This window comes from Variovorax sp. TBS-050B (assembly GCF_029893635.1).
Classification (GTDB): domain Bacteria; phylum Pseudomonadota; class Gammaproteobacteria; order Burkholderiales; family Burkholderiaceae_C; genus Variovorax.
This window is the reverse complement of record NZ_JARXYR010000002.1, coordinates 4071291-4085847: the sequence shown is the minus strand read 5'-3', so window position 1 is coordinate 4085847 and position 14557 is coordinate 4071291. Positions and strand designations below refer to the sequence as shown.

Annotated in this window: 16 protein-coding genes and 1 tRNA gene; 5 read left to right on the top strand and 12 right to left on the bottom strand. The window is 67.1% G+C overall.

Annotated features, from left to right (window positions below):
* Nucleotides 1–21 precede the first annotated feature (21 nt).
* The 4 genes from M2165_RS21900 to lptF all read right to left on the bottom strand — a co-directional run bounded on the left by M2165_RS21900 (nucleotide 22) and on the right by lptF (nucleotide 3651).
* Nucleotides 22–963, bottom strand: coding sequence for a CysB family HTH-type transcriptional regulator (locus M2165_RS21900; protein ID WP_280816689.1), 942 nt, complete (start codon nucleotides 961–963; stop codon nucleotides 22–24).
* A 63-nt stretch (nucleotides 964–1026) separates the two neighbouring features.
* The gene (locus M2165_RS21895; RefSeq protein WP_280816688.1) at nucleotides 1027–1404 is read right to left on the bottom strand and encodes a CbiX/SirB N-terminal domain-containing protein; all 378 of its coding nucleotides are present in this window, start codon (nucleotides 1402–1404) and stop codon (nucleotides 1027–1029) included.
* A gap of 7 nt (nucleotides 1405–1411) precedes the next feature.
* Nucleotides 1412–2518, bottom strand: coding sequence for an LPS export ABC transporter permease LptG (gene lptG / locus M2165_RS21890; protein ID WP_280816687.1), 1107 nt, complete (start codon nucleotides 2516–2518; stop codon nucleotides 1412–1414).
* Nucleotides 2515–3651: an LPS export ABC transporter permease LptF gene (gene lptF / locus M2165_RS21885; protein WP_280816686.1), complete on the bottom strand. Its 1137-nt coding sequence runs from the start codon at nucleotides 3649–3651 to the stop codon at nucleotides 2515–2517. Before lptF ends, lptG begins: the two co-directional genes overlap by 4 nt.
* Nucleotides 3652–3672: 21 nt before the next feature.
* Here lptF and M2165_RS21880 point away from each other — a divergent pair, with 21 nt between their 5' ends.
* From M2165_RS21880 to M2165_RS21865, 4 genes are all read left to right on the top strand, one after another.
* Nucleotides 3673–5211: a leucyl aminopeptidase gene (locus tag M2165_RS21880; protein WP_280816685.1), complete on the top strand. Its 1539-nt coding sequence runs from the start codon at nucleotides 3673–3675 to the stop codon at nucleotides 5209–5211.
* A complete protein-coding gene (locus M2165_RS21875) occupies nucleotides 5208–5651 on the top strand; it encodes a DNA polymerase III subunit chi (RefSeq protein WP_280816684.1) in 444 nt (147 codons plus the stop codon). Before M2165_RS21880 ends, M2165_RS21875 begins: the two co-directional genes overlap by 4 nt.
* A 204-nt stretch (nucleotides 5652–5855) precedes the next feature.
* The gene (locus tag M2165_RS21870) at nucleotides 5856–6041 is read left to right on the top strand and encodes a hypothetical protein (protein WP_280816683.1); all 186 of its coding nucleotides are present in this window, start codon (nucleotides 5856–5858) and stop codon (nucleotides 6039–6041) included.
* A gap of 144 nt (nucleotides 6042–6185) precedes the next feature.
* Nucleotides 6186–7394: a branched-chain amino acid ABC transporter substrate-binding protein gene (locus tag M2165_RS21865; protein ID WP_280816682.1), complete on the top strand. Its 1209-nt coding sequence runs from the start codon at nucleotides 6186–6188 to the stop codon at nucleotides 7392–7394.
* A gap of 83 nt (nucleotides 7395–7477) precedes the next feature.
* On the opposite strand, the gene M2165_RS21860 is transcribed toward M2165_RS21865, so the two are convergent.
* The 6 genes from M2165_RS21860 to M2165_RS21835 all read right to left on the bottom strand — a co-directional run bounded on the left by M2165_RS21860 (nucleotide 7478) and on the right by M2165_RS21835 (nucleotide 10416).
* A complete protein-coding gene (locus tag M2165_RS21860; protein ID WP_280816681.1) occupies nucleotides 7478–7870 on the bottom strand; it encodes a response regulator in 393 nt (130 codons plus the stop codon).
* A 108-nt stretch (nucleotides 7871–7978) separates the two neighbouring features.
* The gene (locus M2165_RS21855; protein WP_280816680.1) at nucleotides 7979–8335 is read right to left on the bottom strand and encodes a hypothetical protein; all 357 of its coding nucleotides are present in this window, start codon (nucleotides 8333–8335) and stop codon (nucleotides 7979–7981) included.
* A gap of 133 nt (nucleotides 8336–8468) precedes the next feature.
* The gene (locus M2165_RS21850; protein WP_280816679.1) at nucleotides 8469–8744 is read right to left on the bottom strand and encodes a hypothetical protein; all 276 of its coding nucleotides are present in this window, start codon (nucleotides 8742–8744) and stop codon (nucleotides 8469–8471) included.
* Between the two features lie 164 nt (nucleotides 8745–8908).
* Nucleotides 8909–8999: transfer RNA gene (locus M2165_RS21845), tRNA-Ser, on the bottom strand.
* Nucleotides 9000–9034: 35 nt separating this feature from the next.
* Nucleotides 9035–9964, bottom strand: coding sequence for a stomatin-like protein (locus M2165_RS21840; protein WP_280816678.1), 930 nt, complete (start codon nucleotides 9962–9964; stop codon nucleotides 9035–9037).
* A gap of 26 nt (nucleotides 9965–9990) precedes the next feature.
* Nucleotides 9991–10416: an NfeD family protein gene (locus M2165_RS21835; RefSeq protein WP_280816677.1), complete on the bottom strand. Its 426-nt coding sequence runs from the start codon at nucleotides 10414–10416 to the stop codon at nucleotides 9991–9993.
* A 115-nt stretch (nucleotides 10417–10531) separates the two neighbouring features.
* Here M2165_RS21835 and M2165_RS21830 point away from each other — a divergent pair, with 115 nt between their 5' ends.
* Nucleotides 10532–12832 carry an arginine/lysine/ornithine decarboxylase gene (locus M2165_RS21830; protein WP_280816676.1) on the top strand — a complete coding sequence of 767 codons (2301 nt, stop codon included), beginning with the start codon at nucleotides 10532–10534 and terminating at the stop codon, nucleotides 12830–12832.
* Between the two features lie 26 nt (nucleotides 12833–12858).
* Here the strand turns inward: M2165_RS21830 and M2165_RS21825 are convergent, their stop codons facing one another.
* Both M2165_RS21825 and fabI read right to left on the bottom strand, forming a co-directional pair.
* The gene (locus tag M2165_RS21825; RefSeq protein ID WP_280816675.1) at nucleotides 12859–13725 is read right to left on the bottom strand and encodes a DNA ligase; all 867 of its coding nucleotides are present in this window, start codon (nucleotides 13723–13725) and stop codon (nucleotides 12859–12861) included.
* Nucleotides 13726–13769: 44 nt separating this feature from the next.
* A complete protein-coding gene (fabI, locus tag M2165_RS21820; protein WP_280816674.1) occupies nucleotides 13770–14552 on the bottom strand; it encodes an enoyl-ACP reductase FabI in 783 nt (260 codons plus the stop codon).
* Between the last annotated feature and the right edge of the window lie 5 nt (nucleotides 14553–14557).

Sequence of the window (14557 nt, the reverse complement as noted above, 5' to 3'; positions counted from 1 at the left end):
TCATGGTCGGGTTCGTCGGGATCAAAGCTCGTAGTCCTGCTGGTGGCCGCTCAGGGCTTTCGCGATCAGGTTGCGGTCGAGGCGGTCGGACAGCAGCTCGGCGAACTTGAACACGAAGTTGCGCAGGTAGGCGCTGCGCTTGAAGGCGACGCGCGCGATGTTCTGTCCGAACACGTGGCCCATGGGACGCACCACGAGGTCGGCGTTCGATTCGTCGCGCACCGCCATCTCGGCCACGATGCCCACGCCGAGCCCCAGGCGCACGTAGGTCTTGATCACGTCGGAGTCGATGGCTTCGAGCGCGATGCGCGGCGTGAGCTTCTTCTGCGCGAACGCATGGTCGATGCGCGTGCGTCCGGTGAACGACGGGTGGTAGGTGATGATCGGTTCGAGCGCCAGGTCCTCGAGCGAGATGCGCTCCTTGGCGGCCAGCGGATGGTCCTTGGGCAGCACCAGCACGTGCTGCCATTCGTAGCAGGGGAGGGTGACGAGCTCGGCATAGTCCGAGAGCGACTCGGTCGCGATGCCGACCTCCGCCACCTCGTCGATCACCATGCGCGCCACCTGGTCGGGCGAGCCTTGGTGCAGGCTCACGTTGACCTTCGGATAGGCCTCGCGCAGCTTCGCCACCGGCACCGGCAGCACGTAGCGCGCCTGCGTGTGGGTGGTGGCGATCGAAAGCGTGCCGCTGTCCTGTGCGCTGAACTGCTCGCCGATGCGCTTGAGGTTGCCGACCTCGCGCATGATCAGTTCGATGCTCGCGATCACGTGCTGGCCCGGCTCGGTGATCCGTTTCAGGCGCTTGCCGTGGCGGGCGAAGATCTCGACGCCGAGTTCTTCCTCGAGTTCGATGATGGCCTTGGAGACGCCCGGCTGCGAGGTGTGGAGCGCCTTGGCGGCCTCGGTCAGGTTCAGGTTGCGGCGCACGGCTTCCTGGACAAACTTGAACTGGTGCAGATTCATATCAAATTCCGTCTTATTGCGGAATTTATTATGCCTTTGAAGTCTATTGAAATCGCTTGAAGTTCAAGGTTTGCTTGCAATTCTGGCGAGCAGATCGACCAGCTCGGGCGATTCCCCGACGATGTCGGCGAGTTCGAAGTCCACGTCGGGCCAGGCTTGCTGCAGCGCCTCGACCTGCAGCGGGAGGTCTTCGCGCGCATGCTTGCCCATGCCGAGGAAGAGCGGCACGATGCGCAGCCGCCGGGCGCCGCTCGCGACGAGTGCGCCGGCCGCGGTGCGCAGGTCGGGCGCGGCGAGCTCCATGTAGGCGCAGGTCACGCGGGCCTGCGGATCGAGCGCCGTGACGCGCGCGGCCACCGCCTCGATCGGCTCGCGCCAGCGCGCGTCGCGCGAGCCGTGCGCGAGCAGCACGATGCCCCTGGCGTTGTGCGTGGTGGCCACCGCGCCGCTACCTTCGAAGCACCAGCCAGCTGAACGCGGCCAGCGACATCACCGAATAGATGAGCCCCGGCGCCGCCGCCGTGAGCATCGGCGACCAGTTGCTCAGGTTGCCGAGGTAGCCGAACACGTTGTTCAGCAGGAAGAAGCTGATGCCGATCATCACGCCGCCGAACACGTAGGTAGTGATGCCGGCCTGGCGGAAGTGCAGGTAGGCGAAGGGCAGGGCGAGCACCACCATCACCAGGCACGAGAGCGGATAGAAGACCTTGCGCCAGAACTGGATCTCGTAGCGCTGCGCGGTCTGGCCGTTGGCGTCGAGGTGGCGGATGTAGTCGAACAGGTCGATGGTGCCCATGCGGTCGGGCCGCAGCAGCGCCACCGACACCATTTCGGCCGTGAGCGTGGTGGGCCAGTCGAGCTGCGACACCTTGGTGGTCACGATGCGCGCCTTGTCGGCGTTGCGGGTGTCGTACTCCTGCGTCTCGACGTCCGACAGCGTCCAGTGGTCGTCCTCGATGCGCGCCGAGGACGCCACGAGCTGCTTGCGCACGTAGCCGTTGGCGTCGAACTCGAAGATGCGCGCGTTCTTGAGCGCGCCGTCGCGCGCGATCGACAGCACGTTGACCGCATAGGAGACGTTGTCGCGCTTCTCCTTGAGCCATGCGCCGGTGTTGCCCACGAAGGAATAGGTGCCCTGGTAGCGCGACTTGAGCAACTGCCCGGTGCGCTCGGACGCGGGCGCGATGTAGTCGCCCACGGCGAAGGTCAGCACGACGAAGCCCAGGCCCAGCAGCAGCAGGGTGCGCAGCGCGCGCCAGGGGCCGAGCCCGCTGGTTCGCAGGATGGTGTATTCCGAGCTCTGTGCGAGCCGCGCCATCACGAAGATGCAGCCGATGAGCACGGCGATCGGCAGCAGTTCGTAGAGATGGCTCGGGATCAGCAGCGTCACGTAGATCAGCGCCTGTCCGGGGCCGTAGGCCAGGCTTTCGGGGCGGCCGATCGACTGCAGCTCGTCGACGAAGTCGAAGAAGAAGAACAGGCTCAGGAAGCCGAGGGTCACGAAAGCCACGGCTTTCAGGGCCTCGACGTAGATCAGGCGGCGGATGGTTTTCACGAGGTCGGGTCGATTTTCTGTGGCTGGGACGGCAGGCCGCCGGCCATCACGCGCTCGGTCTTGCGGCGCCGGCCCCAGTTGTTGTTGCGCAGCCCCAGCCACGCCAGCGCCACCAGCATGACGCCGCCGTGCAGCAGCAGCATGAACGAGCCCATGCCGTAGCGCCCGGCGCTGATCCAGCTCTGCCCGAGGTTGAGCATGTTGTAGTAGACGACGAAGGCGAACAGCGCGAAGAGCAGGTTGCCGCTGCGGCCCACCCGCGGATTCACGCTCGACACGGTGAGCGCCAGCAGCACGAAGTTGATCGCCGCAAACAGCATGCCCACGCGCCAGGCCAGCTCGCCCCGGCTCGCGTTGCCCGGCTCGCGCAGCAGCTGCAGCGTGGGCTTGGCACGTGCCGGCGTGTTGTCGGCGGTGAAGTCGGTGTTGCCGCCGGCGCGGGTGCCGTAGGTCTCGAACTCGCTGATCTTCAGGCCCGAGGTGGGCAGCAGCGGACGCTCGAGCCGCTGGCCGTTGCTGAGCATCAGGTAGCGGTTGTTGCCGATGTCCTCGATGCGGCCGCTGCGCGCGGAGGTCGTGATCTGCAGCCCGCGCTCGATGGACCAGATGAACACGTTGGTCGCGGTGGCGTTGTCGGGCGTGTCCTTGTCGATGAAGAACACCCGCATGCGGCCGGACGATTCGCGGAATTCACCGGGCGACACGCGCTCGATGTCGCTGCGCCGCTCGTACTGGCTGCGCATGCCGATGGTCTGCGAATTGGCCCAGGGCCAGCCCACCAGCGCCATGACCGCGATCAGCACCAGCACCGGCCAGGCGAAGCGGAACAGGGGCTGGACGAAGTCGGCCAGGCCGCGGCCGCTGGAGAACCAGATCACCATCTCGCTGTCGCGGTACATGCGCGAGAGCGTGCCGACGATCGCCACGAACAGGCTCAGGCTCAGGATGGTCGGCATGTAGCCGAGCACCGTGTACGCCATCACCAGGAACACTTCCGACGGGTTCACGCTGCCCTTGGAGGCCAGCCCGAGCGTGCGGATGAGCATCATGGTCATCACGATGGTGACCAGGACCACGAGGGTCGCTCCGAAGCTGCGCGACAGCTCCTTGCGTAGGGAAGAATGGAATAACATCGTTCGAGGAAAAAAAGGATTATGGACTTTCAGCTCAAGACCCTCACCGTCGCCCGCGCCGCGGCCGAAAAATCCGACGTCCTGATCGTGCTGGTCGGCAGCGCGCCGATCGGCGCCAAGGACCCCCTCTCCGCACGGATCGCCAGCGCCCGCAAGGCCGGCGACCTGCCCGACAAGGCCGGCAAGCTGCTCGCGCTCTACCATCCCGACGAGGTCGCGGCCTCGCGCGTGGTGCTCGCGGCGATCGGCGACGGCAAGCCCGAGTCGGTGCGCACCGGCGTGCTCGCGGCGGTCAATGCAGCCAAGGCGCAGGGACCCAAGCGGGTGGTGATGGTGTTCGCCCACGAGGCCGATGGCGCCGCCGTCGCGAGCGCCGTGGCCGCCGCGGCGGATGCGAGCTACGTCTACACCACCACCAAGTCGAAGGCCTCGAACGGCGAGGGCGGCCGCAGCATCCGGCAACTGGTGCTCGGCGTGGCGGACGCGGCGGCCGTGACCCAGGCCTTCGGCGAGGCGCGCGCCACCGTGTCGGGCATCGAGCTGGCCAAGGAATGGGGCAACCGCCCCGGCAATCACTGCACGCCCACGCTGCTGGCCGACGCGGCCAAGGAACTGGGCCGGCTGCCGCGCATCAAGTGCGAGGTGCTCGGTCCGAAGGACGTGCAGAAGCTCGGCATGGGCTCCTTCGCCGCCGTTGCGCAGGGTTCGGCCGAGCCGCTGCGCTTCATCGTGCTGCGCTACCAGGGCGGCCCGAAGGACCAGGCGCCGGTGGTGCTGGTCGGCAAGGGCATCACCTTCGACACCGGCGGCGTCTCGCTCAAGCCCGCGGCCGAGATGGACGAGATGAAGTTCGACATGTGCGGTGCGGCCAGCGTGCTCGGCACCTTCCGCGCGCTGGGCGAGATCCAGCCGGCCATCAACGTGGTGGGCCTGGTGCCCGCCTGCGAGAACATGAACGACGGCCGGGCCCTCAAGCCCGGCGACGTGGTCACCAGCATGAGCGGGCAGACCATCGAAGTGCTCAACACCGACGCCGAGGGGCGCCTGATCCTCTGCGACGCGCTCACCTATGCCAAGCGCTACGAGCCGGCCGCGGTGATCGACATCGCCACGCTCACGGGCGCCTGCGTGGTCGCGCTGGGCGGCGTGCGCAGCGGCCTGTTCACGAGCGACGATGCGCTCGCCGCGGCGCTGCAGGCGGCCGGCGAGGCGTCGCAGGACCGCTGCTGGCGCCTGCCGCTCGACGACGAATACGCCGAGGGCCTGAAGAGCAATTTCGCCGACGTCGCGAACGTCGCGGGCCGCGCCGGCGGTGCGATCACCGCGGCCAAGTTCCTGCAGCGCTTCGCGGGCGACTTCGCCTGGGCGCACCTCGACATCGCGGGCACCGCGTGGAAGAGCGGGGCGGCCAAGGGCGCGACCGGCCGGCCGGTGGGCCTGCTGGTCAACTACCTCATGGCGCGCGCGCGCGGCACGTCGGCCGCGGCGCCGTCGCCCAGCAAGAGCGCGCGCAAGACCGGCAGCAGCGCCGCCGCGCGAAAGGCCCGCTCCGTCCAGTGACCGAAATCGGCTTCCACTTCAACACGCCGGACAAGGCCGGCTACGCCTGCCGCCTGGTGCGCAAGGCCGTGAACGCCCGCGGCCTGCGCGTGGTGGTCGTCGGCGAGCCGCAGATGCTCGACGCCATCGATGCCGCGCTCTGGCAGCTCTCGCCCTGCGATTTCGTCGCGCATTGCCGCGCCGATGCGCCGCCCCATCTGCTGAGCCGCTCGCCGGTCGTGCTTTGCGCCGGCGACGCGGAGGCCGCTGCGCTGCCGCACCGCGAGATGCTCGTGAATCTCGGGCCCGCGGTGCCGGCGGGCTTCGAGCGCTTCGAGCGGCTGATCGACATCGTGAGCAGCGAGCCCGAGGACCGTCAGATCGGCCGCTCGCGCTGGCGCCACTATGCCGATCGCGGCTATTCGATACAGCCGCACGACTTTGCAAGGAGCGCCTCCTGATGGCCAGCACGCTGCGCACGCCGCCCCGGTTCGTTCCCACGCTCACCACGGTGCTCGACCTGCCTTCCGAGCCCGCGACCGACGGCGCCAAATCGGCCGCAACGGCACCGCCGATCGACCCCGCACAGGCGGTGGCGCTGCCGCCGGCCGCGCAGCGCCCCGAGGCCGACATCGTGCGCCTCGAGGAGCAGTTGCTGCACCGGGTTGCTGCAGCGCGTGGACCTCTCGCTCGAGGAGCGTCTGAGCGACACCGTGTCGGCCGCGGTGCAGCAGCAGCTCGACGCGATGGTGCCCCGGTTGCGCGAGGAAATCGAGGCCGTGCTGCGCGCGCTGGTCATCGAGGCGATGGCCGCCGAGCTCTCGGAAAACCCAGGGTCTACGCCAACTTAACAGGTGTAAGGCTTGGGCTAAACTGCGCGCCAGGTCGGAAGGCGTGAGGGTGCCGCTGGTCTGCGGCGCGAAACTTGCGAGGTCTGCGCGCCCGGATCACACGACCGGTTTTTCGTTTTTTCTATCCATGTTCTGGAGGTTCTCATGCAATTGAAATGGACTGCAGTCGCACTGGCTGCAATCACGCTGGTGGCTTGCGGCAAGAAAGAAGAAGCCGCAGCGCCCGCTGCTGCCCCGGCGCCCAGCGCGGCAGCCCCGGCACCCGCTGCACCTCCGGCCGACGCTCTGGTCGTGAAGATCGGCCACGTGGCACCGACCAGCGGTCCCATTGCGCACCTCGGCAAGGACAACGAGTTCGGCGCCAAGATGGCGATCGAAGACCTGAACGCCAAGAACCTGAAGATCGGCGACAAGGTGGCCAAGTTCGAACTGGTGCCCGAAGACGACGCCGGCGATCCGAAGCAGGGCACCGCCGTTGCGCAGAAGCTGGTCGACAGCAAGGTCAACGGCGTGGTGGGCCACCTGAATTCCGGCACCACCATCCCCGCCTCCAAGCTCTACAGCGACGCGGGCATTCCCCAGATCTCGCCTTCGGCCACGAACCCGAAGTACACCCGCCAGGGCTTCAAGACCACCTTCCGCGTGGTGGCCGACGACACCCAGCTCGGCGGCACGCTCGGCAAGTACGCCGTCGAGACCCTCAAGGGCAAGAACATCGCCGTGATCGACGACCGCACGGCCTACGGCCAGGGCGTTGCCGAGGAATTCGAGAAGGCGGCCAAGGCCGCCGGCGCGACGATCGTCGGCCATGAATTCACGACCGACAAGTCGACCGACTTCAACGCCATCCTGACCAAGCTCAAGTCGGCCAAGCCCGACGTGCTGTTCTTCGGCGGCATGGACGCCGTGGGCGGCCCGATGCTCAAGCAGGTCAAGCAGCTCGGCCTGAACGTCAAGTTCATGGGCGGCGACGGCCTGTGCACCGGCGAGCTGCCCAAGCTCGCGGGCGACGCCATCGGCGAGGAGATGGTGGTCTGCGCCGAAGCCGGCGGTGTCGACGGCGACTTCAAGCAGCCGCTCGAGGACTTCAAGGCCAAGTTCAAGACCAAGAACGGCGTCGACGTGCAGATCTATGCACCGTACGTCTACGACGCGGTCAACGTGCTGGCCGAAGCCATGGTCAAGGCCGGTTCCGCCGACCCCGAGAAGTACCTGCCCGAAGTCGGCAAGGTGCAGTACAAGGGCGTGACGGGCCCGATCGCCTTCGACGAGAAGGGCGACATCAAGAACGGCGCACTGACCCTGTTCACGTACAAGGGTGGTGTGCGCACCCAGATCGCCGTGGTGCGCTGATCGATGCGCGGCGCGCCGTCATGGGCGCGCGCCAAAGAGAAAAGGGCCTTCGGGCCCTTTTTCTTTGGGGACATGGCGCTTCTTCAGGCCAGTACGGCATGTCCCGAGGGGCGGTCGGTGTTGCAGTAGTCGATGAAGGCGTCGAGATCGCGCGACTTGTCGAAGACCGCGTCCGCACCGAGGGCCTCGCAACGCACCCGGATGTCGGCCGTCACGTAGTTGCTCAGCACCACCACGCGCTGCCCGGGACCGCGGGACCGGCAGCCCGAGAGCACGCCGAGGCCCGAGCCTTCCTTCAGGAACAGGTCGACGATGAGCAGTTGCCAGTCGTGGGGATGGGCGGCGAGCCAGGCGAGCGCATCGGATTCGGTTTCGGCGAAGCCGACGACCTGACCGTCGACCAGATCTTCGAGCGCGGGGACCAGGTTGTCCCTGATGGTCTTGTTGTCCTCGACGAGGAACGTGATGAGGGCCATGCCGTGGTTTCGCCTTGAGAACCAATAGCGTAACGTGCCGGATGCGCTGGCTGCGTAGGAGAAGGGATAAGGAGCGGCGTTCCGTCCAGCAGGGCGGCGGGCGCTCGTTCAGTCCGCGGCGCCGGACCGGATCCGCGCCTTGAGTTCCTTCGCCTCGGCCTGGCTCTCGTCGCGCTGGGCGGTGATTTCCAGGCGCTTCTCGATCTCCTCGCTCAGTGCGGCGTTGACCTCGGCCAGCGTCTCGGCGGACTTCGCGAGCTTCTCCTCGAGCTGGCTGGTGTGCTCGATCGCCTGGGCCACTTCGCCCACCTGGATCTCTTCGGGCAGTTCCTGCCCGAGCACCGTGTTCACGACCGCCAGGTTGTCGGAAGCGCGTTGAACATCGGCTGCCACCGCCTCGGTCTTCTCCAGTGTCCGTTCGAGCGACGTGTCGCCGCGCGACGGCGTGTGTTGTTGTCCGGCCATCCGGGTTCCTTTGCAGACGAGAAAGTAAGACCTTTGGATGGTACCGCCAGACGTCTGCGTGTGGCAGGGGCGCGTGCCGTTGTCGAAGCGCAACGGCGTCGAAAATAGCCGGCCCCCCGGCGATCGACCGGCCTCAAACAGGCGAGACCCGCCCCTCGGCCCGCACCATGGACGGCGGCGCCGCGGCGTGGGCGAAGCGCTGTCCGATGCCCGCGGCGAACCAGCGGAAGGTGTTGGTCCGATGGTCCGCGCGGCCCGTGGTGCGCACGAACAGGTAGCCCGATGTCGCGTTGCCGAGTTCGTCGACCGGAATGCCCGCAGCCCGCAGCGCCGCGACTTCCGCATCGGCGCTCAGGTAGTACGGCAGCTGCAAGGTAACGGTCGCGTTGTGGATGACCTGATGGATCATTGCTTCCCCGCCCGGAGTCGTGAGGGGTGGAAGCTTCTGCCGAGGGCGCGCCGTCGTACAGCCGCCGGAGGTAAAAAGTGTGAATTCTCGCTTTGATGCCGCGGCCGGCGCTGCTGGCGGACCAAAGAAAAACGGGGCGCAAGGCCCCGTATTCATGACTTCTCTGGCGGAGCAGGCGGGATTCGAACCCGCGGAGGGCTATTAACCCTCACACGCTTTCCAGGCGTGCGACTTAAACCGCTCATCCACCGCTCCTGAGCCCTCGATTGTAGCAGTCGAAAGCGGCGCGATCAGGCCGGGTTCGACGGCTTGCCGACCTGGATCATGCGCATCGCCGAGGCGATGAGGGCGGAGGTCTCGGTCATGTTGCTCGGCACGATCAGCGTGGTCTTGGAATCGGCCGCGACCTTGCCGTAGGCGTCCACCGCGCGCTCGGCCACCTTGAGCTGCACCGCCTGCTCGCCGCCGGGCTGGCGGATGGCGGCGGCCACGCGCTCGATGGCGTCGGCAGTGGCGGTAGCCACGGCGGTGATGGCAGCCGCTTCGCCCTGCGCGTTGTTGATCTGCGCCTGCTTCTCGCCTTCGGAGCGCGCGATGAAAGCCTCGCGCTCGCCGGTGGCGATGTTGATCTGCTCCTGGCGCCGGCCTTCCGAGGCCGCGATCAGCGCACGCTTCTCGCGCTCGGCCGTGATCTGGCGCTGCATCGCGTGGAGGATCTCCTTCGGCGGCGTCAGGTCCTTGATCTCGTAGCGCAGCACCTTCACGCCCCAGTTGAGCGCCGCTTCGTCGATGGCGGCGACCACCTGCGCATTGATCACGTCGCGCTCCTCGAAGGTCTTGTCGAGCTCCAGCTTGCCGATCACGCTGCGCAGCGAGGTCTGGGCGAGCTGCGTCACGGCCACGATGTAGTTCGACGAGCCGTAGCTCGCGCGCATCGGATCGGTCACCTGGAAGTACAGGATGCCGTCGACCTGCAGCTGCGTGTTGTCGCGTGTGATGCAGATCTGGCTCGGCACGTCGAGCGGGATTTCCTTCAGGCTGTGCTTGTAGGCCACGCGGTCGATGAAGGGGATCAGGAAGTTGGGCCCCGGGGTCATGGTGCCGTGGTACTTGCCCAGGCGCTCGCGCACCCAGGCGTTCTGCTGCGGCACGAACTTGACCGACTGGCTGATGAAGATGATCGCGATGATCAGGATGATGATGGGGACTGAAAATTCCATGTTGCGTTTCTCCTCTTGATTGCTGTTCAGGTCTTGTCGACGACGAGCCGGCTGCCGACCACCTCGACCACGCGGTGCTCGCCGGGGGTGGGTTCACGGCCGGCGCGCTGCATCACGGTCCACTGCGCACCGCGGTAGCGCACGGTGGCCGTGCCGTCGGGGTTCCACGCCTCGACGTGGAGGGTCTCGCCGATGTCCAGGTTGATGTCGCGGTTCGCTTCGGTGGGCGGTGCGGGCGGGCGCCGGCGCCGCACCGCGTACCAGACCAGCACCGCGCCCACGCCGACCACGGCCGCGACGATCAACTGCGCCACCATGCCGAAGCCCAGATGCGCGGAAATCGCCGCCGCGGCGAAGCCCGCGGCGAGCAGCAGCAGGTAGACCGTGCCCGAGAGCAGCTCCAGCACGATCGCGGCGCCCGCGATCAGCCACCAGATGGTGGAATTTGCCATGTGTCGTCCTTTCTCCTCTTTGTTGTACGCACGGTATTCTGGGTCAAAAGACGACGGAACCCGTCATCCGAATTCCGTACACTTCGCGCCTCATTGCCTGTCCGGAGCCCCGCTCATGAAATTTCGCTTCCCCATCGTCATCATCGACGAGGACTTCCGCTCCGAAAACACTTCGGGGCTCGGCATTCGCGCGCTCGCGCAAGCCATCGAGACGGAGGGCTTCGAGGTGCTGGGCGTCACGAGCTACGGCGACCTGAGCCAGTTCGCCCAGCAGCAGAGCCGCGCCAGCGCCTTCATCCTGTCGATCGACGACGAGGAATTCTCCGTCGGTCCCGACCTCGATCCGGCCGTGCTGAGCCTGCGCAACTTCATCGGCGAGGTGCGGCGCAAGAACGCCGACGTGCCGATCTACATTTACGGCGAAACCAAGACCTCGCGCCATATCCCGAACGACATCTTGCGCGAGCTGCACGGCTTCATCCACATGTTCGAGGACACGCCCGAGTTCGTGGCGCGCCACATCATCCGCGAGGCCAAGAGCTACCTCGAAGGCGTGCAGCCGCCGTTCTTCAAGGCGCTGATCGACTACGCGGAAGACGGCTCCTACTCCTGGCACTGCCCGGGCCATTCGGGCGGCGTCGCCTTCCTCAAGAGCCCGGTGGGCCAGATGTTCCACCAGTTCTTCGGCGAGAACATGCTGCGCGCCGACGTCTGCAACGCGGTCGAGGAGCTCGGGCAGCTGCTCGACCACACCGGGCCGGTGGCTGCCAGCGAGCGCAATGCGGCGCGCATCTTCAATGCCGACCACTGCTTCTTCGTGACCAACGGCACCAGCACCAGCAACAAGATGGTGTGGCACCACACGGTCGCGCCCGACGACGTGGTGGTGGTCGACCGCAACTGCCACAAGTCGATCCTGCACGCGATCATCATGACCGGCGCGATTCCCGTCTTCATGAAGCCCACGCGCAACCACTTCGGCATCATCGGCCCGATCCCGAAGAGCGAGTTCGAGCAGAGCGCGATCAAGGCCAAGATCAAGGCCAACCCGCTGCTGGCCGACGTGGACCCGAACAAGGTCAAGCCGCGCGTGATGACGCTCACGCAGTCGACCTACGACGGCGTGATCTACAACACCGAGACCATCAAGAACATGCTCGACGGCTACGTCGACACGCTGCACTTCGACGAGGCCTGGCTGCCGCATGCGGCCTTCCATCCGTTCTACGGCGCCTACCACGCGATGGGCAAGCGCCGCGTGCGGCCGAAGGAGTCGCTGGTGTTCGCCACGCAGTCGACGCACAAGCTGCTCGCGGGCATCAGCCAGGCCAGCCACGTGCTGGTGCAGGACTCGCAGAACCGCGCGCTCGACCGCGACCTGTTCAACGAGGCCTACCTGATGCACTCGTCCACGAGCCCGCAGTACGCGATCATTGCGAGCTGCGACGTGGCCGCCGCCATGATGGAGCCGCCCGGCGGCACCGCGCTGGTGGAGGAGAGCATCCTCGAAGCGCTCGACTTCCGCCGCGCGATGCGCAAGGTCGAGGAGGAGTTCGGCAAGGACGAATGGTGGTTCAAGGTCTGGGGCCCCGAGAAGCTCGTCGACGAAGGCATCGGCCGCGCCGAGGACTGGATCATGCAGGGCGAGAAGAACGGCAAGCCGAGCAAGAAGTCCTCGCGTAACTGGCACGGCTTCGGCGAACTGGCCGACGGCTTCAACATGCTCGACCCGATCAAGTCGACGATCGTGACCCCCGGCCTCGACCTCGAAGGCAACTTCGCCGAGACCGGGATTCCCGCCAGCGTGGTGACCAAGTTCCTCGCCGAGCACGGCGTGATCGTGGAGAAGACCGGCCTCTACAGCTTCTTCATCATGTTCACCATCGGCATCACTAAGGGCCGCTGGAACACGCTGCTCACGGCGCTGCAGCAGTTCAAGGACGACTATGCGCGCAACCAGCCGATGTGGCGCATCCTGCCCGAGTTCTGCCAGCAGCATCCGGGCTACGAGCGCCTGGGCCTGCGCGACCTGTGTCAGCACATCCACCAGCTCTACGCGCGCTACGACGTCGCCCGGCTCACGACCGAGATGTACCTGAGCGACCTCACGCCGGCGATGAAGCCGAGCGACGCCTACGCCCACATCGCGCACCGCAAGACCGAGCGCGTGGAGATCGACGAGCTCGAAGGCCGCATCACCACCAGCCTGATCACGCCGTACCCGCCGGGCATCCCGCTGCTGATCCCGGGCGAGGTGTTCAACCGCAAGATCGTCGACTACCTGAAGTTCTCGCGCGAGTTCAACCTGCAGTGCCCGGGCTTCGAGACGGACATCCACGGCCTCGTCGCGCGCATCGACGAGACCGGCAAGAAGCGCTACTACGCGGACTGCGTGGCGCTGCCGAAGTCGAAGTAGGGCGCGAAGAAGCCGCGCCGCGCGCCTCAGGAGGGTGCGTCGGCGCGGACCCGCACGAAGCGCGCAAAGCGCGGCAGCCCGCTGGCGTTGACGCCGTTGTAGCGGTAGGTGACCCAGCTACCCACGGGCGGCGGGTTCTCACGCTGGGCATCGCTCAAACCGCTGCCGAGCCTGAAGCGCTTGCCGTCGGGCGTCTCGACGACCAGCGCGCCGAGCCGGCCGCCGTGCCGGCCCTTGCCCGCGACGTGGCCGACCACGCGGGCCTCGGCATCGTCATGGCTCTTGACCTTGAGCAGGTCGTTGCTGCGCTCGGCGCGGTACATCGAGCCGCCCCGGTGCAGCATGAGGCCTTCGCCGCCCATCTTCTCGGTCTTCTCCAGCAGCGCCTGCAGCGCCGCATGGGTGGTTGCGCGCTCCTGCGGCACCGGCACCACCCAGGGCGCCCCGGTGATCGGCAGCAGCCTGCGCAGCGCCGCGAGCCGCGCGGTGAAGTCGCCGCCGTGCGCCGGCAGGTCGAACACCATGAAACGGATCTCGTGCCACGCGGTGTCGTTGGGCACCTGGCTGCGGACGGTGGAGACCGCGCGTTCGAACTGGCCGCGCCCGGCCCAGAGCTCGCCGTCGAGCGGCTGCTTCGGCAGCGGCGCGGTGAACCATGCCGGTGCAGCCACCGCTTCGCCGCCGCGCGTCCAGAGGCGCCGGCCGTCCCAGTAGCCCCGCACGCCGTCGTATTTCTCGCTCACCCAGTAGTCGGCCAGCGGCATGCCGGGCTTGTAGACCTCCGCGAGCATCAGGCCCGGTGCGCCTTCGCGCGCTGCGGCCGGACGCAGGGCCAGCGCGCCCAGGCCTGCGAACAGCAGGGCGCGTCGCGTCAGCGCGAAGGCGCGACCCATCGGGACCATCCGTTCCGGTACGGCGAAGCGGCGAAAGCTGCGCCTTATTCCGCCATGCCGGGGACGACGCGGCTGAAGCCGCCGTCCACGTAGGTGATCTCGGCCGTCACGCCGCTCGCCAGATCGCTCAGCAGGAAGGCGGCCACGTTGCCGACTTCCTCGATGGTCACGTTGCGGCGGATCGGCGAGGCATCGGCCACGGCCGAGAGGATCTTGCCGAAGTCCTTGATGCCGCTCGCGGCTAGCGTCTTGATCGGGCCGGCGCTGATGCCGTTCGCGCGCATGCCCTTCGGGCCGATCGCGGCGGCGGTGTAGCGCACCGACGCCTCGAGCGAGGCCTTGGCAAGCCCCATGGTGTTGTAGTTGGGCAATGCGCGCTCGGCACCGAGGTAGGTGAGCGTCAGCAGTGCCGACTTGGGGTTGAGGTAGGGCAGGGCCGCCTTGGCCATGGCCGGGAAGCTGTAGGCGCTGATGTCGTGCGCGATGCGGAAGCCTTCGCGCGAGAGACCGTCGAGAAAGTCGCCGGCGATGGCCTCGCGGGGCGCGAAGCCGATGCTGTGCACGAAACCGTCGAAGGTCGGCCAGGTCTGCGCGAGGTCGGCAAAAAGCTTGGCGATCTGGGCATCGTCGCCCACGTCGCAGTCGAAGATGAGCTCGGAGCCGAAGTCGGCCGCGAATTCGGTGATGCGGTCCTTGAAGCGCTCGCCCACGTAGCTGAACGCCAGTTCGGCCCCCTGGTCGCGGCACGCCTTGGCGATGCCGTAGGCGATGGAGCGGTTGCTCAGCACGCCGGTGATCAACAGTTTTTTGCCGGAAAGAAAGCCCATAGGTC

What these genes read in the sequence shown, in the direction of transcription:
- M2165_RS21900 (WP_280816689.1), bottom strand. Translation starts at nt 963, where the DNA reads ATGAATCTGCACCAGTTCAAGTTTGTCCAGGAAGCCGTGCGCCGCAAC.
- lptF (WP_280816686.1), bottom strand. Translation starts at nt 3,651, where the DNA reads ATGTTATTCCATTCTTCCCTACGCAAGGAGCTGTCGCGCAGCTTCGGA.
- M2165_RS21880 (WP_280816685.1), top strand. Translation starts at nt 3,673, where the DNA reads ATGGACTTTCAGCTCAAGACCCTCACCGTCGCCCGCGCCGCGGCCGAA.
- M2165_RS21865 (WP_280816682.1), top strand. Translation starts at nt 6,186, where the DNA reads ATGCAATTGAAATGGACTGCAGTCGCACTGGCTGCAATCACGCTGGTG.
- M2165_RS21860 (WP_280816681.1), bottom strand. Translation starts at nt 7,870, where the DNA reads ATGGCCCTCATCACGTTCCTCGTCGAGGACAACAAGACCATCAGGGAC.
- M2165_RS21855 (WP_280816680.1), bottom strand. Translation starts at nt 8,335, where the DNA reads ATGGCCGGACAACAACACACGCCGTCGCGCGGCGACACGTCGCTCGAA.
- M2165_RS21850 (WP_280816679.1), bottom strand. Translation starts at nt 8,744, where the DNA reads ATGATCCATCAGGTCATCCACAACGCGACCGTTACCTTGCAGCTGCCG.
- M2165_RS21840 (WP_280816678.1), bottom strand. Translation starts at nt 9,964, where the DNA reads ATGGAATTTTCAGTCCCCATCATCATCCTGATCATCGCGATCATCTTC.
- M2165_RS21835 (WP_280816677.1), bottom strand. Translation starts at nt 10,416, where the DNA reads ATGGCAAATTCCACCATCTGGTGGCTGATCGCGGGCGCCGCGATCGTG.
- M2165_RS21830 (WP_280816676.1), top strand. Translation starts at nt 10,532, where the DNA reads ATGAAATTTCGCTTCCCCATCGTCATCATCGACGAGGACTTCCGCTCC.
- M2165_RS21825 (WP_280816675.1), bottom strand. Translation starts at nt 13,725, where the DNA reads ATGGGTCGCGCCTTCGCGCTGACGCGACGCGCCCTGCTGTTCGCAGGC.
- fabI (WP_280816674.1), bottom strand. Translation starts at nt 14,552, where the DNA reads ATGGGCTTTCTTTCCGGCAAAAAACTGTTGATCACCGGCGTGCTGAGC.